Raw genomic sequence first — 23,031 nt, 5'->3', positions numbered from 1 at the left:
GATTATGAAAGAACTTTTGATCATACTTGTAAGCTCAGCGATTGTAAATAACGTAGTCCTCAGCCAGTTCCTTGGCCTCTGTCCTTTCCTTGGTGTTTCCAAGAGTGTTGAGACAGCAGCCGGCATGGGCGGTGCGATCATTTTCGTTATTACACTGTCATCTTTTGTGACAGGTATTATTTACAATGCTATCCTGGTTCCTACGAACCTGACTTATCTGCAGACTATCGTATTCATCCTGTTGATTGCGGCGCTGGTACAGTTTGTAGAGATGTTCCTTAAGAAGACAATGCCCTCCCTGTATCAGGCACTTGGTGTGTATCTTCCACTGATCACAACAAACTGTGCGGTTCTTGGTGTTGCCCTTACAAACGTGCAGAAAGAGTATAATGTTCTTCAGGGAACAGTGAACGGATTTGCAACAGCAGTGGGCTTTACTATTTCCATCGTGCTGATGGCTGGTATCCGTGAGAAAATCGCATACAATGACATTCCAAAATCCTTCCAGGGATTCCCTACAGTTCTGCTGACAGCCGGACTGATGGCAATTGCCTTCTTCGGATTTTCAGGACTGATTTAAGGAGGGGACTGGTATGAATATAGGAGCAATTATCGCGGCAACTGTACTGGTTGCGGCAGTAGGTCTTTTTATCGGTGTTTTCCTTGGTGTTGCCGGTAAGAAGTTTGCTGTGGAAGTGGATGAGAAGGAAGTTGCTGTTCGTGAGGCGCTTCCCGGTAATAACTGTGGTGGCTGTGGTTATCCCGGCTGTGATGGTCTGGCAGCAGCGATCGCCAAAGGTGAGGCACCTGTAAACGGATGTCCGGTAGGCGGTGAGCCTGTCGGAAAAGTAATCGCAGCGATCATGGGACAGGAAGTTGTGGAGACTGCCCGTCAGGTGGCGTATGTGAAGTGTGCGGGTACCTGTGAGAAGACGAAGGATAATTATGAGTATACAGGTGTGGAAGACTGTGAGATGATGGCTTTCATTCCCGGTGGTGGTGCGAAGTCCTGTACTTATGGATGCCTTGGTTTTGGAAGCTGCGTGAAGGCCTGTCCGTTTGGGGCGATTGATGTTGTGAACGGTGTGGCGGTTGTTGATAAGGAGGCTTGTAAGGCCTGCGGTAAGTGTGTTGCCAAGTGTCCGAAGCATCTGATCGAGCTTGTGCCCTATGAGCAGACTACGTTTGTGCAGTGTAGTTCTCATGCGAAAGGTAAGGCTGTTACTTCTGCGTGTGAGGTTGGCTGTATCGGATGTAAGAAGTGTGAGAAGACTTGCCCGAATGGGGCGATTACGGTTGATAATTTCTGTGCGCATATTGATTATAGTAAGTGTACGAATTGTGGGGCTTGTAAAGAGGTTTGTCCGAGACATATTATTCAGTAATGGGAGAAAGAACTGCTGTGTGAAGGCATGGCAGTTCTTTTTGTTCGATTAAGGGACGCGAATATATGTTTGCGTTATGGGGTGGGATGTGGTATGATGAATCGGAAGTGATGAATTTGGGACGGAGGATGTATCATGATTGCGTTTGTTCATGGAATGACTGTGGATATGACTGAGAACTCGGTGGTTGTTGAGGCCGGGGGGATTGGTTATGAGATATATATGACGGGGGCGGATTTGTCTGAGATTCGTATGGGGGAGGATGTGAAGGTCCATACTTATTTCAGTGTGAGAGAGGATGCCATGAAGCTGTATGGGTTCAGGGCTAAGGATGATCTGCAGATGTTTAAGCTGCTTCTTGGCGTGAATGGTGTGGGGCCGAAGGCTGCGCTGGGAGTTCTGGCGGGGATTACGGCGGATGAATTGAGGTTTGCAATTCTTTCGGATGATGTGAAGACGTTGTCGAAGGCTCCGGGTATCGGGAAGAAGACGGCTCAGAAGCTGATTCTTGAGCTGAAGGATAAGATGAAGCTGGAGGATGCGTTTGAATTGAAGCTGGCTCATGAGCAGGAGAGGGCAGCAGTGGGAGCCGGTGAGGTTTTGGATGGCAGGCAGGAGGCTGTTGAGGCTCTGGTTGCGCTGGGATACAGCAGTGCGGATGCGCTTCGTGCGGTGCGTAAGGTTACGGATGTGCCGCCGGATGATGTGGAAGGTCTTTTGAAGGCTGCACTGAAGAATTTTTAATTGAAGCAGGATTTCACGCTCTGGTAGATTGGATTGCCTGTATTGTTATAGAATTGTTATAGGTTAGGATGGGTAACAGATGGAGAAACGTATTATAACTACGGATGTGACGGAGGAGGATTTTTCTCTGGAGGGGAATCTCCGGCCACAGACGTTGGATGATTATATTGGTCAGGAGAAGACCAAGAGTACTTTGAAGGTTTATATAGAGGCTGCGAAGCAGAGGCATGATGCGTTGGATCATGTTTTGTTTTATGGTCCTCCGGGGCTTGGTAAGACTACTCTTTCGGGGATTATTGCCAATGAGATGGGGGTTCATATGAAGGTGACTTCCGGGCCGGCTATTGAGAAGCCGGGGGAGATGGCTGCGATCCTTAATAATCTGCAGGAGGGAGATATTCTGTTTGTGGATGAGATTCACCGCCTGAACAGGCAGGTGGAGGAGGTCCTTTATCCTGCTATGGAGGATTATGCTATTGATATTATGATCGGGAAGGGAGCTTCTGCCAGGTCTATACGTCTGGATCTGCCGAAGTTTACACTGGTGGGGGCGACTACCAGGGCAGGACTTCTGTCTGCACCTCTTCGTGACCGTTTTGGTGTGATGCATCATCTGGAGTTTTATACTCATGAGGAGCTTAAGACGATCATTATCCGTTCTGCTCAGGTTCTTGGAGTGGAGATTGATGAGAAGGGTGCGGCTGAGATTGCCAAGAGATCCAGGGGAACTCCGAGGCTTGCCAACCGTCTGCTGAAGAGGGTTCGTGATTTTGCGCAGGTGAAGTATGATGGACGGATTACTTATGATGTGGCGTGTTTTGCGCTGAATCTTCTGGAAGTGGATCAGTATGGTCTGGATAAGATTGACAGAAGGATTCTTCAGACTATGATCGTGAATTTTCAGGGTGGTCCTGTGGGACTGGAGACTCTGGCTGCGGCGATAGGGGAGGATTCCGGTACGCTGGAGGATGTGTATGAGCCTTATCTGCTGCAGAATGGGTTCCTGAACCGTACGCCGAGAGGACGTATGGCATCGGCGCTTGCGTATGAGCATCTGGGCTATCAGATGCCGGAGAAAAACTGAAGTTAAGGGCGTAAAAATATAAAAAGTAAAAGTTTTTTAAAAATTCCTATACATTTCGACTGCTTTCGAGTATAATGAAGTAAATGTCCGGGGTTCCGGGCAGATTGAAGGAAGATACAGGAGGCTCGTACGGATGGCGGTCAAAAATACAGCAAAGGTAATCATAGGTGGTAAGATTATTACGCTGGGAGGCTATGAATCGGAAGAATATTTTCAGAAAGTAGCATCCTATATAAATAAAAAGATGGATGAGTTAAGTGCTATGCCGGGTTACAGCAGACAGCCCATGGAGACCAAGCATACACTTATCAGCCTGAATATTACAGATGACTATTTTAAGGCAAAGAAACAGGCGGAGGTTTTTGAACAGGATTTACAGCAGAAGGATCAGGAGATGTATGATCTGAAGCATGAGCTGATCTCGCTTCGTATGCAGATTGAGGAAGCGCAGAAGCATGAACAGGAAGCCCTGGAACAGAAGAGCCTTCTGGAGGGAAAGAATAAGGAACTGGAAAAGCAGATTGATGAGCTGCTGAAATAACAGAGGGGGGATTACTTCGGTGATTTCCCCTTTATGATTTGTTTCATATGTATTCGATTTGAATATTATAGCAATGCTCATAAATAATGCATTTAAGATGACTGTTATAGAAAACGTGAGGTATAGAATTGAGAAGAGAAGAGATTGAACTTCTGGCACCTGCCGGTTCCTATGAGGGATTTGAGGCAGCGATCGGTGCAGGTGCAGATGCGGTTTATGTAGGGGGAGCAGCCTTTGGCGCGCGGGCCTATGCGAAGAATTTCGGAGAGGAAGAGCTTTTGCGTGCCATTGATACTGCTCATATCCATGGCAGGAAACTTTATCTGACAGTGAATACGCTGTTGAAGAACAGGGAACTGTCTGAACAGTTGTATGATTATCTGCTTCCATATTATAAGGAAGGTCTGGATGCGGTGATCGTTCAGGATATGGGTGTGTTTAAGATGATCAGGGAGATGTTTCCGGGTATGCATCTTCATGCCAGCACGCAGATGACTGTGACAGGTCCGGAGGGGATGAAGTTTCTGGAAGAACAGGGTGCTTCCAGAGTGGTAACTGCCAGAGAGCTTTCCCTTGAGGAAATCCGGAGGATGCATGAGACAAGTCCTATCGAGATTGAATCTTTTATCCATGGAGCTTTATGTTACAGTTATTCGGGACAGTGCCTGATGAGCAGTATCCTGGGTGGAAGAAGCGGTAACAGAGGAAGGTGTGCACAGCCTTGCCGTCTGCCTTACCAGACGGCACTTTGTTGCGGGGAAAATGGCAGACGGTCAGAGAAAAGGAAAGCGCAAGAACTATGTCCTCTGAGTCTGAAGGATATTTCTACGATAGAGATTCTTCCGCAGATTCTGGAGGCTGGTGTTACTTCTCTTAAGATAGAGGGCAGGATGAAGCAGCCGGGATATACAGCAGGGGTAACTTCTGTATATCGGAAGTACCTGGATCTTCTTTTTGAGAAGGGAGCTGAGAATTACAGGGTAGCAGAGGAAGATAAGAGATATCTGCTGGATCTGTTTAACAGGGGAGGTTCCTGTACCGGTTATTATCAGATGCAGAATGGTCCGTCCATGATGGCATTCAGCAATGAGAAGAAAACAGGAGATGTCAGTCCTGTATTAAGAAAAAAGAAAGAAAAAATTCAGGGAACATTCATTCTTTTTCCGGGAAGTCCTGCTATACTGGATGTGTCATGCAGGGGAATCCATGGATCTGCGTCTGTGGGTGAGGTACAGTATGCGCAGAACCAGCCGCTGACAGAGGAGCGCATCCGTTCACAGATGGAGAAGCTTGGAAATACAGAATATGAGTGGGAAAATCTGGAAATCCAGATGGATGAGAATATTTTTATCCCGATGAAAATGCTGAATGAGGCGAGAAGAGAGGCACTGGAATCTCTGGAAAATGAATTGCTCAAACCATATAAGAGAGAAGAAAATAATGGGAAGAAACGCTTATCAGAGGATGCCGGAAGAAAAGCAGATTCGCCAAAGCAGAAAAATCTTCCGATTTATATTTCCTGTGAAGAAAAATCCACTGCACTGGCGTTATATAAAAAAGAGGGGATACATGGAATGTATCTGAACGCTGATGCCATGGAGGTCTGCCTGGATGACTGTGTAAGCAGAGGAATGGAGATGTATCTGTCTCTTCCACATATTATGAGAGGTGAGATGCCCCGGGAACTTCTCACCAGGATCAGAGAGTGGATGGATAGAGGAATGACAGGATTTCTGGTAAGAAATCTGGAGACTTTTGCAGTTCTGCGAAAGGCAGGTCTGGCTGAGAAATGTGTTCTGGATCACAGTATGTATACATGGAATGATGAAGCTGCTGATTTCTGGAAAGATCAGAAAGTCCTCAGAAATACGGTACCGCTTGAGCTGAACGAAGGGGAAATCCGCCACAGAGATAACCGGGACAGCGAGATGCTGATCTATGGATATCTGCCTCTTATGATATCGGCCCAGTGTGTGCATAAAAATCTTTACGGATGTAATCATAAGGAAGAAGGGGTAACTTTAAAAGACCGTTACGATAAAGAATTTACGGCGAAATGTATATGTAACCCATGGAAAACTGAGAATACAGATTTCTGTATACCCTGCTATAATATCATTTACAACAGTATCCCTTACGGCCTGTTGAAAGAGAAATCACAGATAGACAGACTTGGTGTCTCTTCCCTGAGACTTGCATTTACCATTGAGAAGCCTCAGGATGCGGTGAAGATATATGAAGAGTTCAGAGATGTTTATCGTGATGGGAAGAATCCTCCGAAACGGGAATATACAAAGGGACATTTTAAAAGAGGAGCCGAGTAAGGCATATGATTAATGTAATTGTAGAATTATCCAAGTATGTGATCCTTACCCTGATGGTGATTTATACCTTTCACTGTTTCTATCTGGTGAAACAGCAGAGTGAGGAGGAGAGAAACGAATCGCTGCGCCAGCAGCTGATGCTTATCTTTTTTATGGATTTCACTGCGTTTCTGGTCATCTACCTGAAGACAGGTAAGTTTCAGGTCGTGTTGTTTTATATCGAAATGATGGCATTTTTTGCGGGAATCCAGATTTTGTACAGGATTTTTTATAAGAAAGCATCGATTTTACTGCTCAACAATATGTGCATGCTTCTCAGCGTAGGATTTATTATGCTGTGCAGGCTGGATGTTTCCACAGCTACCAGACAGCTGGTGATTGTGGCAGGCGTAAATGTGGTGGCATTGATCGTACCTGTCCTGATCAGGAAGATGAAATTTCTCAAGGACCTGACATGGGTTTATGCGGGAATCGGAATCGTTTTGCTGGCGGCGGTATTTGTGCTTGCAAAGACAAGCTATGGAGCAAAACTTTCCCTGATGGGAATCCAGCCTTCAGAGGCGATAAAGATTACATTTGTGTTCTTTATGGCGGCATTGCTGAGAAAAGGTGCTGATTTTTCAAAAGTGGTCCAGGCTACGGTAGTGGCGGGACTGCATGTGGGGATTCTTGTACTTTCCAGAGACCTTGGAAGTGCAGTGATCTTCTTTGCGGCATATCTTGTGATGATTTATGTGGCATCCAGAAATGTGGGATATCTGGCACTTGGTCTTGCAGGCGGATCTGCAGGGGCAGTTGTCGCATATCATCTGTTTGGCCATGTGCGTCAGAGAGTGACAGCCTGGAAGGATCCCATGGCGGTATATCAGAATGAAGGATACCAGATCGTCCAGTCACTGTTTGCCATTGGAACCGGCGGATGGTTTGGAATGGGATTGTGTCAGGGTTCGCCTGAGAAGATCCCTGTTGTCAAGAATGACTTTATATTCAGTGCAATCTGTGAGGAACTGGGTGGGATTTTTGCAATCTGCCTGATCCTGGTATGTATGAGTTTCTTTTTGATGATCGTAAATATTGCGCTTAAGATTAAGAAACCATTCTACAAACTGATCGCACTTGGACTTGGTACGGAATATGCATTTCAGGTATTTCTGACAATTGGCGGAGCAACGAAATTTATCCCTATGACAGGTGTAACTCTTCCTCTGGTCAGCTATGGAGGAAGTTCTGTCGCGTGTACAGTACTGATGCTGGCAATCATTCAGGGATTGTATATTTTGAGAGAAGATGAGGACGAAGAAATTGAGAGATATCGAAGAAAAGGAACGGCGCAGAGATTTGAAGAAGCGCCAGAAGCGCAAAGCCCGGGAGATTTCTGAAAAGAGAAGGCCCCGTAACAGAGAGTATACACTGGTATCCTGCTTTTTTGTGCTGATCTTTGTCAGTATGATCGGATATCTGATCTACTTTAATTATGCAAAGAGCGATGATTTTATCAATAGTCCCTATAATACAAGGCAGGATACTTTTTCAGACAGGGTTGTAAGAGGTAAGATCATATCTGCAGATGGGCAGGTGCTTGCCCAGACCAATGTTTACGAAGACGGAACAGAGGAACGTACTTATCCCTATGCAAATATGTTCGCTCATGTAGTCGGATATGACACTAATGGAAAAAGCGGACTGGAATCAGAGGCGAACTTCCAGCTTCTGACTTCTCATGAATTTTTCCTGAACCAGATGAAAAATGAGTTTAAGAATCAGAAAAATACGGGTGATTCTGTGATCACGACGTTAAACGCAGATCTTCAGTCAACTGCCTATAATGCACTTGGTGACAGGAGAGGGGCGGTTGTTGCCATAGAACCCTCTACAGGTAAGATTCTGGTGGAAATGAGCAGACCGGACTTTGACCCGAATACTATTTCCCAGAACTGGGACACACTGGTAAATGATTCCAATGACAGCAGTCTGTTGAACAGAGCTACAAACGGAGCCTATCCTCCGGGATCTACATTTAAGGTGGTAACTGCCCTGGACTATTTCAGAACCAAGAGCAGTCTGGAGGGATTTTCCTATCTCTGTGAGGGAAGTATTACCAAAGAAGATCACACGATCAGGTGCTATGGCGGAACTGTTCATGGGCAGGAAGATTTTTACAGTGCTTTTGCCAATTCCTGTAACAGTGCATTTGCAGAGATCGGAACCATGCTCGGAGGCAGTTCTCTGAAAAAAACAGCCGAGGATCTTCTTTTTAATAAGAGTCTTCCGCTTTCTTCCTATAAAAAGAGTACTTTTACATTAAATGGAAAATCTTCTGTTGCAGAGGTTATGCAGACTGCCATCGGACAGGGTAATACGTTGGTATCACCTATGCATATGGCGCTGATTACCAGTGCAATCGCCAATGGCGGGGAGCTCATGAAGCCTTATCTCATTGATTCTGTTGTAAGTTCAGACGGAGAGACAGTGAAGACAACAGAGCCGGAGAGCTATAAACGTCTGATGACAACAAATGAGGCGAATATCCTTGGAAAGCTTATGAAAGGTGTTGTGGAAAACGGAACCGCATCGGCTCTGAACGGAAGAGGATATACAGTGGCAGGCAAGACCGGATCAGCGGAATTTGATGAGAATGGTTCCAGTCATTCCTGGTTTATCGGTTATTCCAACGTGGATGATCCGGATCTGGTAGTTGCGATCATTGTTGAGAATGGCGGTACCGGAAGTGAAGCAGCAGTGCCCATCGCAGAGCAGATATTTGATGCGTATTATTATGATAAGCAATAATAAATTCCATGTTGCAGGCAATCTGGAATGAATTTTGGCTACGTTACTGTGAACGGAGTGAACAGTAACTAATTAATCGGTAATATGTTATGAAATGATATTTATAGCTTGCGGGTTTGGAAAAAAAGAGATATACTATACTCAGTTTATAATACCACGCAAAACAGGAGGGATTGCATTATGATAGAAGCAACGAGCTGTGGCGGTGTGGTAATTCATCGGGGTAAGATTCTTACTTTGTATAAATCTTACAGGAACCGTTATGAGGGCTGGGTATTGCCGAAAGGAACAGTGGAACCAGGCGAAACGCATGAACAGACAGCATTGCGGGAAGTGATGGAAGAGGCTGGAGTGCGTGCGACCATTGTGAAATACATCGGAAAGAGCCAATATAACTTTACCGTTCCGGAGGACGTGGTTTCCAAAGAGGTACACTGGTATCTTATGACTGCGGATAATTATCATAGTAAGCCCCAGAGAGAGGAGTTTTTTGTAGATTCCGGATATTATAAATTTCATGAGATCTATCATCTGCTGAGGTTTTCAAACGAGAAGCAGATCGTAGAGCGTGCTTATCAGGAATATTTGGAGATGAGAAGCAATGGACTCTGGGGAAAACAGCATAAGTATTATTAACGAGAGAACAGGGCTGTGTTTTTTTGCAACGCAGCCCGGTTTAAATTTTGGAGAAAATGGAAATACTGTAACTGAAGTGTTATAGAAACGGGAGAGGGTGTAAGATGCTGAAATGGCAGGAGAATTTTCTTGCAGGGGAATCTGTAAAGAATCCTGAGAAGATAAAAAAGAAACTGAACAGCGGAAAACCGGTTCTGGGCATTTATCTCCTTACTCTGTCAGAGAATCCTGTGAATCTGATGGATATTATTCCTGCAGCAATGCTGATACAAAAGAGCTTTTATGGAATCTGTCCGAAGATCATAGGAATGGCGAAGGGCAAAGAGGAAGCCCTGGAGATGGTGCGAAGTCTGATCGATGAAATGTACAGGGAAACGGGAACCTTCGCAACAGCTGAATATATAGAAAACAGGTGAGAATATGTTACATATTTTATGGCTGATCCTTAAATTTATACTGATCATCCTGGGAATTCTGCTGGGCCTTCTTTTACTGGCAATTCTTCTTGTACTGTTCTGTCCTGTAAGATATAAGGCATCAGCTGTCAAGGCAGAAGGTGGCTGGAAACAGACAGAGGGAGAGGGTATCGTAAGCTGGCTGTTTCATGGGATTTCGCTGAGAGCGGAATGGAAAGATCAGCAGATGGAGATATCCTTTCATCTGTTTGGAATTCCCGTAGACAAGTTGTTGAAAAAACGGCAGGAGAAGAGGGCTGTAACAAAGAAATCCGGGAAAAATCCGGAGAAATCCGGCGCAGAAAAGGTATCTGTATCCGGCACAGACGGAAACAGGGAAGAAGAGCATAAAAAATCAGTGGTTGATCACCCGAAATCAGAGAATATGGAGACTGAGGATCTGAAAACAGACAGAAATTCAGCTTCAGGTACATCTGCTGATACAGAGAGGATCAGAAACAGTCAGATATCCGGACAGCAGGAACTGAATGCAGATGATACAGATCGGAATAGTCTAAAGAAGAGGCAGTTTTTTATAAAAAGGATCTATGACCGGATCCGAAATATATTTCAGTCGATTCGTAAAAAACTGCAAAATATCCGCAGGACATTCGGGAAGATTAAGAAGAATGTGTCCTGGTGGAAGGCGTTTATAGAACATCCCAGAGTGACAGCTGCCAGAAAGCTTGTATGGAAACATGGAAAATTTTTGCTTAAGCATATTTTTCCTACAAGGATAGAAGGGCAGGTTACTTTTTCTTTTGAAGATCCGGCGCTGACAGGTGCGGCACTTGCTGTACTTGGGATGACAATTCCATTTCACAAAAATTATATACAGATCAATCCCCGTTTTGACAGTGAGAATTATCTGTATGGAAACATCAGGGCAAAAGGCAGGATCTACGGATTTGTTCCTGTGCGGGCAGCAGTGAGTATTTATTTCAATAAAAATATAAAATACGTTATAAAACGTTGGAAAACCAGGAGGGCATGACCATGGCAAATGAAAACAATTTTAAAGAAACCGTAAATTCATTATTCAAGGGAATGGACAGTTTTATTTCTGCGAAAACAGTGGTAGGAGAGGCAATCCATGTAGGCGATACGATCATTCTTCCTCTGATGGATGTATCTTTCGGTGTAGGTGCCGGTGCTTTTTCCGGAGAGAAGAAGGATAACGGCGGCGGCGGAATGGCAGGAAAGATGACTCCCTGTGCAGTGCTTGTAATCCAGAATGGAACAACAAAGCTGGTCAATGTGAAAAATCAGGATGGTCTCACCAAGATCCTTGATATGGTTCCGGATTTTGTAGACCGTTTTACCTCCGGAAAAGGTGACGAAGAATCTGTCGGCGAATCAGAAAAATAATTTTTGCATAGACTATAGCAAACCGATGAAAAAGGTGCAGAAGAATTGGAAAAGCTGTTCGGCTTTATGCTGTTTTTCATAGGGATTGGGATGATAATCGGGATGCTGATCGCAGAAAATGTGGTTCTGGTGGTTTCGGCCGGAGTTTTCCTGTTGTTGGGATATCATCTTTTCTGTCATTAACTTTACAGAAGATTGCGAATATCCCGTTTGACATATGAAATAAAAAAAGACTGTCAGCTCAGGCAGAATATTCGGTAAAGAATATCTGAACAGAGGGACAGTCTTTTTTGCAAAAAAATACCCCTGTTGCAACAGGGGTAATGGTGTTATTATGCTCTTTCTACTTTACCGGATCTTAAGCAAGAAGTACATACATATGTCTTTCTAGCTCCACCCTCAGCAGTCTTGATTTTAACGGATTTTACGTTAGATTTCCACATTTTATTGGATCTTCTATGTGAATGACTTACATTATTTCCGAAATGAGCAGCTTTCTCACAGATTGCACATTTAGCCATGATAGCACCTCCTTGACGCTTTATTGTTACTGTCGTGCTGTGTGCATAGCGTCTGAACAGTAACCTTGTGTTCAACAGATTACATTGTAACAGATGAATTGTGCTTTTGCAAGCAAAAAAAGGAAAAAACTCAAAAATTATATTTCTTTTTCTGTGAAAAGAGGTTATAATACACTTACATACAATAATGAGCATTGGAGGTAACCATATGAATGGACGTATAGATTCCGGATTAGGTCAGATCATAATTGACACAGATGTAATCGCAACCTACGCAGGAAGCGTTGCTGTAGAATGTTTTGGTATCGTAGGCATGGCTGCAGTCAGTATGAAGGACGGACTGGTAAAGCTTCTTGGAAAGAACAGCCTGAAACATGGCATCAGCGTCAGAATTACAGAGGACAATAAAATCCGCCTGAATTTCCATGTTATTGTGGCATATGGCGTGAATATAAGTACAATTGCAGACAACCTTGTCAGCAATGTCAAATATAAAGTCGAGGCCTTTACAGGAATGGAGATTGATAAGATCGATATTTATGTAGAAGGTGTACGCGCAATTGATTAGGATAGAGGAGGAACTTGTGGTGAATAACAAAACCATAGATGCCAGAATACTTTCCAGGATGTTTCTTGCAGGAGCCAAGAATCTGGAAGCTAAAAAAGAATGGATCAACGAACTGAACGTATTTCCGGTACCGGATGGAGATACAGGAACCAATATGACAATGACGATCATGGCAGCAGCAGCAGAAGTAGGTTCTCTGGGAGAGCCTGACATGGAGTCACTGGCCAAGGCGATTTCTTCCGGTTCCCTGCGCGGTGCAAGAGGTAACTCAGGTGTTATTCTTTCTCAGCTTCTGCGTGGCTTTACCAGAAGTGTTAAGAACAGTAAGGAACTGGATGCCATTGATATCGCGGCAGCCATGGAGAAAGGTGTGGAGACTGCATATAAGGCAGTCATGAAACCGAAGGAAGGAACAATCCTTACTGTTGCAAGAGAGGCTGCTGCCAAGGCTGTAGAGCTTGCGGAGACAGCAGAGGATTTGGATACATTTTTCCAGAGCGTGATCGCTCATGCGGAGGAAACTCTGGCAAAGACACCGGAGATGCTGCCGGTTCTGAAAGAAGCAGGAGTAGTGGATTCCGGTGGACAGGGACTTCTGGAAGTATACCATGGTGCATATGATGGTTTCCTTGGCAAGGAGATTGATTATACACAGTTTGACAAGGCAAAAGGTCCTGCTGTGACTAAGATCGATGCACAGACAGAGGCTGATATTAAATTTGGTTATTGTACAGAGTTTATTATTCTTCTGAACCAGCCGATGTCCGAGGAGACAGAGCATGAATTTAAGAAATTCCTGATGTCCCTTGGTGATTCTATTGTGCTTGTTGCAGATGACGAGATCGTGAAGGTTCATGTTCATACCAATCATCCCGGACAGGCTATTGAGAAAGCTCTTACCTTTGGTGCACTTTCACGTATGAAGATCGACAATATGCGTGAGGAGCATCAGGAGAAGCTTATAAAGGATGCCGAGAAAATGGCGAAAGAGCAGGCAGAACAGGAAGAAAAAGAAGAAGCAGCACAGCCGCCGAAGGAAGTTGGCTTTATTTCCGTATCTGTGGGAAAGGGAATGACAGAGATCTTTAAGGAATTGGGTGTGGATTACCTGATCGAGGGCGGTCAGACGATGAACCCGAGTACAGAGGATATGCTCAATGCCATTGCAAAAGTAAATGCAAAGACTATTTATATTTTCCCGAACAATAAGAATATTGTTCTTGCTGCAAACCAGGCAAGGGATCTTACTGAGGATAAAGAGATCGTGGTTGTGCCGACTAAGACCATTCCGCAGGGAATTACTGCCATGATCAGTTATGTGCCCGAGAAGAACAGTGCGGAGAATACTGAGGCTATGCTTCAGGCAATCGAACATGTGAAGACCGGACAGATCACGTATGCTGTGCGTGATACAAGGATTGATGATAAGGAGATCCATGAGGGTGATATGATGGGTATCGGTGATCATGGAATCCTGGCTGTTGGCAAGGACCGCATGGAAGTTGCCAAGGAGACAGTTGCCCAGATGGTGGATGATGAGTCTGAGGTGATCAGTATTTATTATGGTGCTGATACTGAGGAGGCTGAAGCTGAGGAGCTGGCAACGGTTCTGGAGGAGGCTTATCCGGAGTGTGATGTGGAACTGAATGCGGGTGGACAGCCGATTTATTATTATGTTATTTCTGTAGAGTAGGATAATAGAGTTTTTGAGAGAGATAAACGAATAGTTCATGTGATGAAAACGGGTATAGGCCATTGTTGAGGGTGGGTATATCCGTTTTCGTATTAAAAAGGGACGGCAGGAAAATTATTTGTTTTTGTGTGCGGTTTCGGGAACTAAGATATTCTAAGGTTCCGGAAATCTGCTAAGGGCATGAGCAGCCCTCTCAAACTCGCTCCGTTGCAAACTTCGCTCAGACAGTGAGACTGTCTGCTCATAACGCAGTTTTCCGGAACCTAAGAATATCTAAGATCCCTGCAAATGCACACAAAAACAAATAATTTTCCCGCCTGGCAGCTGGCTGGGCGGATGATATAGTCCGTTTTTACTTGATTATAACCGAATAATTGCTCTGCCGGATAGCCGGATACTTGATTTGGTTAAATTTATATTTGTGATGGATTTTTTAGAAAGGAAAAGGAGATAGATGTCGATATCTTTGAGAACCCTTAAGGGCGTGGGGGAGAAAACGGAAAAGTTATTTGCGAAAATAGGAGTTACGGATATGGAATCTCTTCTGAGTTATTATCCACGTAATTATGATGCGTATGAGGAGCCTGTTGAGATCCGGTCTCTGGAAGAGGGAGCTGTTGTGGCGATTTCTGTGGCGGTTATAACGGGTGTGTATGTGAATCAGGTGCGGAATCTTCAGGTGATCACAACCACTGTGGCAGATCTTACGGGGAAAATTTCTGTTACGTGGTTTAATGCACCGTATCTGCGCTCTGCAGTCAGGAAAGGCAGCAGGTTTGTTCTGCGGGGGCGTGTCGTCAGGAAGCAGGGGAAGCTGCAGATGGAGCACCCTGAGATTTTTACGCCTGCGGCTTATGAGGAGATTCTGCACAGTCTTCAGCCGATTTATGGACTGACTGCGGGGCTTTCTAATAAGACGATCGTGAAGCTGATCCATCAGGTGCTTGATGAGCAGAAGCTTCAGGCAGAGTATCTGGCAGATGAGTATAAGGAGAGGTATCACCTGGCAGACAGGAATTTTGCGATTCCTGCGATTCATTTTCCCAAAAATATGCAGGAGCTGTTAGCTGCAAGGAGAAGGTTGGTGTTTGACGAGTTTCTTCTTTTTATTCTTGCTGTGCAGTCTTTGAAGGAGAAGACGGAGGAAGCACCGAATACGTTTCCCATGCATCCGGTATGGACGACAGAGCAGATTATTGAAAGTCTGCCCTATGATCTGACAAAGGCGCAGTTGAATGTGTGGCATGAGATTGAGAGGGATTTAAGCGGCCAGGCTCTGATGTCCAGACTGGTTCAGGGAGATGTAGGAAGTGGTAAGACGATCCTTGCGTTTCTTGCAATGATCATGACTGTGGAGAATGGATATCAGGCAGTGCTTATGGCACCTACGGAGGTTCTTGCAAGGCAGCATTTTCAGGCAATGGAGAAATTGCTGCAGGAACAGAATATTGATTTTGGGCATCCGGTTTTGCTGACAGGATCAGATACTGCGAAGGAGAAAAGGGAAAAATATGCGCTGATCGCGTCAAAAGAGGCTAACCTGGTGATAGGAACGCATGCGCTGATTCAGGAAAAAGTGCAGTACAATAATCTTGGACTGGTTATTACAGATGAGCAGCATCGTTTTGGTGTGAAACAGAGGGAAGCACTGACTACTATGGGAAACCCGCCTAATGTGCTGGTGATGAGTGCTACACCGATTCCAAGGACGCTGGCGATCATTATATACGGGGATCTGGATATTTCAGTAATTGATGAACTTCCTGCGCAGAGACTTCCCATTAAAAATTGTGTGGTGGATACTTCTTACAGGCCGAAGGCTTATTCCTTTATGGAGAAGCAGATCCGTCAGGGACGGCAGGTTTATGTGATCTGTCCAATGGTGGAGGAGAGCGAAGGGATGGATGGGGAAAATGTGCTGGATTATACCCTGAAGCTTCGCAATGTTTTTTCGCCGGATATAAAGATTGCTTCTCTTCATGGAAAGATGAAAGCGAAAGAGAAGAATGTGATCATGGAGGCTTTTGCCGCAGGGGAAATTCAGATTCTGGTATCTACTACTGTAGTTGAGGTAGGAGTGAATGTGCCTAATGCTACAGTGATGATGGTGGAGAATGCCGAGCGTTTCGGGCTGGCACAGCTTCATCAGCTTCGCGGGCGTGTCGGTAGAGGGGAATATCAGTCATATTGCATTTTTATGCAGGGAAATGGTGCAAAAGAGATTTCTAAACGTCTGCAGATCCTGAATAAATCCAACGATGGATTTTATATTGCAGGAGAGGATCTGAAGCTTCGCGGTCCTGGTGATCTTTTTGGAATCCGACAGAGTGGTCTGCTGGAATTTAAACTGGGGGATATCTATCAGGATGCGGATATCCTGAAGGCTGCCAGTGAGACGGCCGCAGAGATTCTGTCCCTTGACGGGGATTTAAGCCTTCCGCAGAATGAGGAACTTCAGAGGAGACTTTTGGCATATATGAAGGAAGATCTGCAGAATCTAGGACTATAGAAAATGACGGATACAGAGTAAAAAATAATACTGTTCATGTTACTGTTCATAAGATGCCTAAATTATAAAAACAGAAAAACATTGCAAAAGCAGAAGATTCGTAGTATTCTATTTTCATAAAAGAATGTTACTGTTTATCATATTTTCGGTAACATAAGAATACCTGTAACTGTACAAAACTGAGCAGTTACGAATACTTATACCTTGTAAGGAGGCTAATCATATGGCAACAAAAGCAACTACAGCAGATCTCAACACATCCACTGCGAAGACAACCGAAGTTAAAGAGGCTCCTGCAAAGACAACTGCTGAAGAAGTAGCTGTAAATAAAGAAGCAAACAAGAAAGAAACTGCTGAAACAGAGACTGTAAAGAAAGAAACAACAGCAAAGAAACCGGCAGCAAGAAGAACAAGAAAGACTGCAGAAAAGAAATCAGCAGAAGCAGAGAAAGAAACCGAGAAGAAAGAAACAGCTAAAGCAGCAGACACTGTAGAAAAGAAACCGGCAGAAACAGAGAAAGAAGCCGAGAAAAAAGAGACAGCTAAAACAACAAAGACTGCTGCAAAACCAACAAAAACAACGAAAAGAACTACAAAGAAGGCCCCTGCTAAGACAGCTGAGAAACCGGCTGAAGAGACCGCTGCCGAGAAGAAGACAACAAGAAGAACCACTAAGAAAGAAGCAACAGCAGAAGTATATATTCAGTTCATGGGCAGAGAAGTATATACAAAAAATATTTTAAGTAATGTCAGAAGAATCTGGACAGACGAACTGGGTAAAAAGGAGAAAGATCTCAAAGATATTAAGATTTATATCAAACCTGAAGAGAACAAAGCATATTATGTAATTAACGGTGATATCACTGGTTCTGTGTGGATCTGACATATAAAAAATAAGAACAATTTTCAAATCTCAGGGCAATCACATAAATCAGTTACTTGAGAATGATCAGAATAATAAGTAATGAAGTAATCACAGACAGGTTTAATGACCTGTCAGGTTAAGACATTGAGAAACTCAGATGATAACATAAATTCATCTGAGTTTTTTGTGCTTTCGGTTATAAAAAAATTGAGACATACCTGCTACTTGACAAAATTTATCAGTTAGTATAAGCTATCTGCATAAGGTTATTGAGAAAAATCGGCTATAGTAATCCTCGTAAATAATGCATTTAAGACAGTTCAGCAGAGTGTGAAAGACAAGGAAGATATCTGCAGGCGTGCTGACGCACGGCAAAGATATCTGACGCAGGGTTTCACACTCTGATGGGCTGGATTAAGATGCATTATTTACGAGGATTGCTATAATAACGACGATGATAACCAAATACAAATACAAAAGGTGAGCGACTGAAAATGACATTAAAAGATTTGGAAATCGGAAAAAGTGCTGTGATCACGTCGGTTGGCGGCAAGGGTGCCCTGCGTCAGCATTTCCTGGATATGGGTATGATTCCGGGAGCTGAGGTCACAGTCGTGAAGTTTGCACCCATGGGAGATCCCATGGAATTACAGGTACATGGATATGAACTGACATTAAGACTTGCGGAAGCAGAGCAGATAGAAATAGAACAGATCCCGAAGCGAAGCAGAAGTCACGCCGGAATAGAGGCTGTAAGCGACCTGGCACATCCGGGACTTGGAGAGGATGGAAAGTATCATTCCAGAGAAGATGAACATCCACTGCCTGAGGGAACTACACTGACGTACGCATTGGTGGGAAATCAGAACTGTGGAAAAACTACACTGTTTAACCAACTGACAGGTTCCAGTCAACATGTGGGAAACTTTCCAGGAGTAACGGTGGATCGTAAGACCGGTTCGATTAAAGGCCATCCGGATACAGAAATCACAGACCTTCCGGGAATTTATTCCATGTCCCCTTACAGCAGTGAGGAGATTGTCTCCAGAAATTTTGTCCTGGATGAGAAACCAAGTGCGATCATCAACATTGTGGATGCTACCAATATTGAGAGAAACCTGTATCTGACCATGCAGCTTCTGGAGATGGATATTCCTATGGTAGTTGCAATGAACATGATGGATGAAGTGCTGGGAAATCAGGGTTCTATAGATGTAAATAAGATGGAATCGCTGCTTGGAGTACCTGTAATCCCTATTTCCGCAGCAAAGAATGAAGGGGTTGATGAGCTGGTTGACCATGCGTTACATATAGCGAAATATCAGGAACATCCGCTGCGTCAGGATTTCTGTGATAAGAGTGACCATGATGGTGCAGTACACCGCTGTATTCATGCGGTCATGCACCTGATTGAGGATCATGCGGCGCAGGCTGATATTCCTACCCGTTTTGCAGCAACCAAGGCAATCGAGGGAGATCCGCTGATTCTTGAGAAGCTGAAGCTGGACACAAATGAGACGGAGATGCTGGAGCATATCGTACAGCAGATGGAAACAGAGCGTCAGGTTGACAGAAGCGCTGCGATCGCAGATATGCGTTTTGACTTTATTGAGCGTTTGTGTGAACAGACAGTTGTAAAGCCTAAAGAAAGCAAAGAAAGAATCCGAAGTGAGAAAATTGATAAGATTCTTACAGGAAAATATACAGCGATTCCCTGTTTCATCGGAATCATGGTATTGGTATTTTATCTTACCTTTAATGTGATCGGAGCGTGGCTTCAGGGGCTTCTGGAGATTGGAATTGATAAGGTTTCTGCGCTGGTAGAAGCAGCACTGACAGCAGCAAATGTAAACAGTGCCATGCATAGCCTGGTCATTGACGGTATTTTTACAGGTGTGGGAAGTGTACTCAGTTTTCTGCCGATTATCGTAACCCTGTTTTTCTTTCTGTCTCTTATGGAAGACAGCGGATACGTTGCACGTGTTGCTTTTGTGATGGACAAACTTCTGCGTAAGATCGGCCTTTCCGGAAGAAGCATTGTACCAATGCTGATCGGATTTGGATGTACGGTTCCGGCTGTTATGGCCACACGTACACTTACAAGTGAGCGTGACAGAAAGATGACGATTTTGCTGACTCCATTTATGAGCTGTACTGCGAAGCTGCCGATTTATTCTTTCTTTGTAAGTGCTTTTTTCCCGAAGAAGGGCGGATTTATTATGGCAGGTCTTTACCTGCTTGGAATTTTGGTGGGAATCCTGGCGGCATTTTTGTATAACAGAACTCTTTTCAAGGGAGATCCCGTACCGTTTGTCATGGAACTTCCCAATTACCGGCTGCCGGGAGCAAGGAATGTAGGTCAGCTTTTGTGGGAAAAAGCAAAAGATTTCCTGCAGAGAGCGTTTTCTATTATCCTGCTTGCATCAATGATCATCTGGTTCCTGCAGAGCTTTGATCTGCATTTAAATCTTGTAAAAGATTCTGCAGACAGTATTCTGGCAATGGTGGCGGGAGTCCTGGCACCTATATTTAAACCGATCGGATTGGGAGACTGGAGAATCTGTACAGCTCTTATCAGCGGATTTATGGCAAAAGAGAGCGTGGTATCTACTCTGGAAGTACTTTTCAGTGGAAATATTGCCTCTGTACTGACTCCGCTGGCAGCAGCATCCCTGCTGGTATTCAGTTTGCTCTATACACCATGTGTGGCGGCTATCGCTTCGATCAAACGTGAAATGGGCAGCAAATGGGCTGTTGGTGTTGTGGTATGGCAGTGTGTGATTGCCTGGGTGGCTGCGCTGATCGTACATCTGATAGGGATGATCTGATTTTATTAATTCGCTTTTATAGAAAAACCGATGGATTTGACTGTTTTCAGTCATCACCATCGGTTTTTTTCAGTTCCTCAACTGAGAGGCTTTTATCTGATTAGTACTGTCCGCCCTGGGAACCACTGGACATCTGTCTTTCCTGGGCTTCGATCATCTTTTTCATAATAATATCAGAACAACTTTCCCTGAATTTCCAGTTTGATGGGAGGTGCTCTGATTTTCTAGCAGAAAATTATATTACTATTTTTGATATGACAATCTCTTTATGGGTTTCATTATAGTACAGAAACCCTGAAAAAACTATAGAAATCTTACGAAATTGCTATAGTTTTTTAAAAAGAGACAGAAAAGAGACCAAAAGAGACAAAAAGAAAGAAGAGAAAAAAGAATCCTGTCAGAAAAATATCCCCCAAAATACACCAAAGAAAAAGCCACTGCTGAGGCGGGTGCTGCTCATTCTGGGAATCTTCGCAGCAATCATTTTTGGCATGATGTCATGCCTGGCACCGAAGATCAAAAACGTAACGATTGATGACTTGGATTGGGAAAGAACCATTGACATTGAAGAGGTTGTAACTCACAATGAAAGTGACTGGTCGCTGCCCGATGATGCGAGGCTGCAATATACAAAAAGTGAAATTCAATCCTACAAAGACGTTCTCGACCATTACGAGACAGTTACAGAAACCAAAACACGCAGTGTCATAGACCACTACGAAGAGAAGAGTTCTTATGTTGATCTTGGAAATGGATATTTTGAGGAGCAAACGGAAAGCGTTCCGGTATATACTGAGGAAACCTACACCGAAGATGTAGAAAAACCAGTCTACCGGAAGGAGCCTGTGTATGCTACAAAATATTACTATGAAATAGACAAATGGACGGTTGTCGATACTGCAAAAAGTTCCGGCAATGATCAGAACCCTTCCTGGCCGGAACCGAAACTTAAAGACGGACAGAGAACAGGAGCAGAAGAAGAGCATTATTTTGTGACCGCTACATATGAGAAAAAGAAGGGCAAGACCGAAACAGGAAGATATGAAATGGATTTTTCTCAATGGAAAGAACTTAAAAAAGGCGAAAAAATAGAATTAAAAATTGATGCTGCTGGATTCGCAGAGGTTAATCAAAAATAAGATATAGATATACCCGGAGGGATACTTCGAACCTTTATTAAACAAGGAGATTCATAGTTTTGGCGTGAGTATCCTTGTTTAATGCTTTTCTCATGTTATAAGGTAGCCCGCATCATTGCATTTGTGCAATGCCTGCAGGCAGATATTGCTCCGTTTATTATACATACGGAGAATAAAGAGGAGTACGAAGGGCGACTGGACAGCCCGGCACGACTGGAGCAGCTTTTCAGGGTAAAGCAGCGGCGGTTCTACAGAGAGACAGAACCAATGGTGGTTGATCAAGTATAAGAGATATTGCGGCGGGGAAACCCGTCGCTTTTCTGCTCCACTAACCCAGCATTATAGAAAGAGAAGATTGTTTTTCCGCGGAGAAAAGATATTACAGTTTTGCGCAGACAAGCTCATAAACTGTCTTCAGAAGTTCGTCTCCCCTGCGGCATTCTGAAACAAACGAAACGACTGCGTTTTTTTTCGGCAGGATCATAGAAATCTGGGAGTATTTTCCATCTGCCCGGAAAGAATTATATTCACCACGCCAGAAAAGATAACCATAGTATCCAACATCAGCTGCCTTTGTACTTTCTTCTATCCATTTCTCAGACAGTATCTGTTTTCCATTCCACTTGCCTTTATTAAGATAAAACAGTCCAAATTTGTGAAGTTCAGAAAGGGTCAGAAATAATCCGCCGGCTCCAAAACTGTTTCCAAGTGGATCAGTCTCCCATGTAGGACGTTTTATTCCAAGTTTGGAAAAAAGTCTGGGTGTAAGGTAAGAAACAAGATCGCAGCCGGAGCGTCTCTGTACAAGAATGCCTGCCAGATAGGGACCAACGTTATTATACACAAAATGCGTACCCGGCTTATACTTAAAGGGAATAGCCAGAGACATTTTTACCCAGTTATCTTCTTCATAGAATGGTCGTTGTTCTCCCATCAGACTACCCTTCTCCTGTCCAAGGCACATGGTAAGAAGATCACGAACAGTTGCTTCTTTCAGGTTCTCATCTATACACTCCGGCAAGTCACCTGAAAATGCTTCTGTTAGTTTTTCATTAAGATCGATCAGCCCTTCCTGAACAGCAAAGCCAACTGCACAGGATGTGAAACTCTTTGTTGCAGAATAAATATTCCTTCTGCATTCCGGTTCGCTGTACCACTCTGCTGCAAGTTCATTATCTTTTGAAATTTTGATTCCAAGAACATTATATTCTTTTGCTTTCTTAACAAAATCTGAAATATCCATAATATTTACACCCTTCTTGTCCTTAAATGTATTTTATTACTTTTATATTAACACAAAAATGGTGGATAAACCAGTTATTGCAGAAGGTGGTATATTACTATATTTCATCTTTAGACAAATTTCAATATTAAATATTGATTTTGTCTTTTTGTTATACCCGAATTTCAGTAAGACATTGCATCTTAATCACTCAATATTCCCTTTTTTATCATAATTAAATCCTTCTGCTGATATTTTCATCAATGCAGTATTGGCAAATTGCTTAAGTTAATGACATTGTGTATGAACCAATGGTATTTAGATAAATAAAGCATATTCCGGAGATTACTTGACATTTA

At 43.8% G+C, this 23,031-nt stretch carries 21 protein-coding genes; 19 read left to right on the top strand and 2 right to left on the bottom strand.

From position 1 onward, the window contains the following. Positions 1-4 precede the first annotated feature (4 nt). The 12 genes from rsxA (at position 5) to LI074_RS13200 (ending at position 11,327) form a co-directional block, all read left to right on the top strand. Positions 5-580 (top strand): electron transport complex subunit RsxA, encoded by a 576-nt coding sequence (rsxA, locus tag LI074_RS13255; RefSeq protein WP_008704334.1) that lies wholly within the window; start codon positions 5-7, stop codon positions 578-580. A 13-nt stretch (positions 581-593) separates the two neighbouring features. Beyond that, positions 594-1,385, top strand: coding sequence for an RnfABCDGE type electron transport complex subunit B (locus LI074_RS13250; RefSeq protein WP_022380994.1), 792 nt, complete (start codon positions 594-596; stop codon positions 1,383-1,385). Positions 1,386-1,520: 135 nt separating this feature from the next. After that, on the top strand, positions 1,521-2,129 hold the full coding sequence (ruvA, locus tag LI074_RS13245; RefSeq protein ID WP_173698263.1) for a Holliday junction branch migration protein RuvA: 609 nt from the start codon (positions 1,521-1,523) through the stop codon (positions 2,127-2,129). Positions 2,130-2,208: 79 nt separating this feature from the next. Beyond that, positions 2,209-3,213, top strand: coding sequence for a Holliday junction branch migration DNA helicase RuvB (gene ruvB / locus LI074_RS13240; protein WP_008704331.1), 1,005 nt, complete (start codon positions 2,209-2,211; stop codon positions 3,211-3,213). 133 nt (positions 3,214-3,346) lie between these two features. Then, positions 3,347-3,754: a cell division protein ZapA gene (gene zapA / locus LI074_RS13235; RefSeq protein WP_008704329.1), complete on the top strand. Its 408-nt coding sequence runs from the start codon at positions 3,347-3,349 to the stop codon at positions 3,752-3,754. 128 nt (positions 3,755-3,882) lie between these two features. After that, positions 3,883-6,078 carry a U32 family peptidase gene (locus LI074_RS13230; RefSeq protein ID WP_173698262.1) on the top strand — a complete coding sequence of 732 codons (2,196 nt, stop codon included), beginning with the start codon at positions 3,883-3,885 and terminating at the stop codon, positions 6,076-6,078. Positions 6,079-6,083: 5 nt separating this feature from the next. Next, the gene (locus LI074_RS13225) at positions 6,084-7,457 is read left to right on the top strand and encodes an FtsW/RodA/SpoVE family cell cycle protein (RefSeq protein ID WP_173698261.1); all 1,374 of its coding nucleotides are present in this window, start codon (positions 6,084-6,086) and stop codon (positions 7,455-7,457) included. Beyond that, positions 7,366-8,868 (top strand): peptidoglycan D,D-transpeptidase FtsI family protein, encoded by a 1,503-nt coding sequence (locus LI074_RS13220; protein WP_082809133.1) that lies wholly within the window; start codon positions 7,366-7,368, stop codon positions 8,866-8,868. Before LI074_RS13225 ends, LI074_RS13220 begins: the two co-directional genes overlap by 92 nt. 180 nt (positions 8,869-9,048) lie before the next feature. Continuing rightward, a complete protein-coding gene (locus tag LI074_RS13215) occupies positions 9,049-9,504 on the top strand; it encodes an NUDIX hydrolase (protein ID WP_055060056.1) in 456 nt (151 codons plus the stop codon). Between the two features lie 104 nt (positions 9,505-9,608). After that, positions 9,609-9,920, top strand: coding sequence for a hypothetical protein (locus LI074_RS13210; protein ID WP_062807661.1), 312 nt, complete (start codon positions 9,609-9,611; stop codon positions 9,918-9,920). A 4-nt stretch (positions 9,921-9,924) separates the two neighbouring features. Further along, on the top strand, positions 9,925-10,953 hold the full coding sequence (locus LI074_RS13205; RefSeq protein WP_173698260.1) for a DUF2953 domain-containing protein: 1,029 nt from the start codon (positions 9,925-9,927) through the stop codon (positions 10,951-10,953). A 2-nt stretch (positions 10,954-10,955) separates the two neighbouring features. After that, positions 10,956-11,327 (top strand): GerW family sporulation protein, encoded by a 372-nt coding sequence (locus LI074_RS13200; RefSeq protein WP_020993849.1) that lies wholly within the window; start codon positions 10,956-10,958, stop codon positions 11,325-11,327. Positions 11,328-11,659: 332 nt separating this feature from the next. Here the strand turns inward: LI074_RS13200 and rpmB are convergent, their stop codons facing one another. Next, on the bottom strand, positions 11,660-11,848 hold the full coding sequence (rpmB, locus tag LI074_RS13195; protein WP_019161496.1) for a 50S ribosomal protein L28: 189 nt from the start codon (positions 11,846-11,848) through the stop codon (positions 11,660-11,662). 208 nt (positions 11,849-12,056) lie between these two features. Here rpmB and LI074_RS13190 point away from each other — a divergent pair, with 208 nt between their 5' ends. From LI074_RS13190 to LI074_RS13160, 7 genes are all read left to right on the top strand, one after another. After that, entirely contained in the window at positions 12,057-12,416 is a 360-nt protein-coding gene (locus LI074_RS13190; RefSeq protein WP_020993850.1) for an Asp23/Gls24 family envelope stress response protein, read from the top strand. A 58-nt stretch (positions 12,417-12,474) separates the two neighbouring features. Continuing rightward, positions 12,475-14,109: a DAK2 domain-containing protein gene (locus LI074_RS13185; protein WP_179961419.1), complete on the top strand. Its 1,635-nt coding sequence runs from the start codon at positions 12,475-12,477 to the stop codon at positions 14,107-14,109. 454 nt (positions 14,110-14,563) lie between these two features. Then, on the top strand, positions 14,564-16,618 hold the full coding sequence (gene recG / locus LI074_RS13180; RefSeq protein WP_173679487.1) for an ATP-dependent DNA helicase RecG: 2,055 nt from the start codon (positions 14,564-14,566) through the stop codon (positions 16,616-16,618). 223 nt (positions 16,619-16,841) lie between these two features. After that, positions 16,842-17,501 carry a DUF6465 family protein gene (locus LI074_RS13175; protein ID WP_008704312.1) on the top strand — a complete coding sequence of 220 codons (660 nt, stop codon included), beginning with the start codon at positions 16,842-16,844 and terminating at the stop codon, positions 17,499-17,501. A 476-nt stretch (positions 17,502-17,977) separates the two neighbouring features. After that, positions 17,978-20,311: a ferrous iron transport protein B gene (gene feoB, locus LI074_RS13170; RefSeq protein ID WP_020993852.1), complete on the top strand. Its 2,334-nt coding sequence runs from the start codon at positions 17,978-17,980 to the stop codon at positions 20,309-20,311. Between the two features lie 449 nt (positions 20,312-20,760). Continuing rightward, positions 20,761-21,450 (top strand): hypothetical protein, encoded by a 690-nt coding sequence (locus LI074_RS13165; protein WP_118593413.1) that lies wholly within the window; start codon positions 20,761-20,763, stop codon positions 21,448-21,450. A gap of 81 nt (positions 21,451-21,531) precedes the next feature. Next, positions 21,532-21,738, top strand: coding sequence for a hypothetical protein (locus tag LI074_RS13160; protein ID WP_173702530.1), 207 nt, complete (start codon positions 21,532-21,534; stop codon positions 21,736-21,738). A gap of 91 nt (positions 21,739-21,829) precedes the next feature. Here LI074_RS13160 and LI074_RS13155 read toward each other — a convergent pair whose 3' ends face one another. Further along, positions 21,830-22,693, bottom strand: coding sequence for a serine hydrolase domain-containing protein (locus LI074_RS13155; RefSeq protein ID WP_173698259.1), 864 nt, complete (start codon positions 22,691-22,693; stop codon positions 21,830-21,832). Positions 22,694-23,031 lie beyond the last annotated feature (338 nt).

This window comes from Blautia sp. MSK18_10, from assembly GCF_020553185.1.
GTDB lineage: Bacteria > Bacillota > Clostridia > Lachnospirales > Lachnospiraceae > Blautia_A > Blautia_A wexlerae.
The sequence above is the reverse complement of the archived record's forward strand: the minus strand, read 5'-3'. Positions and strand labels throughout refer to the sequence as shown.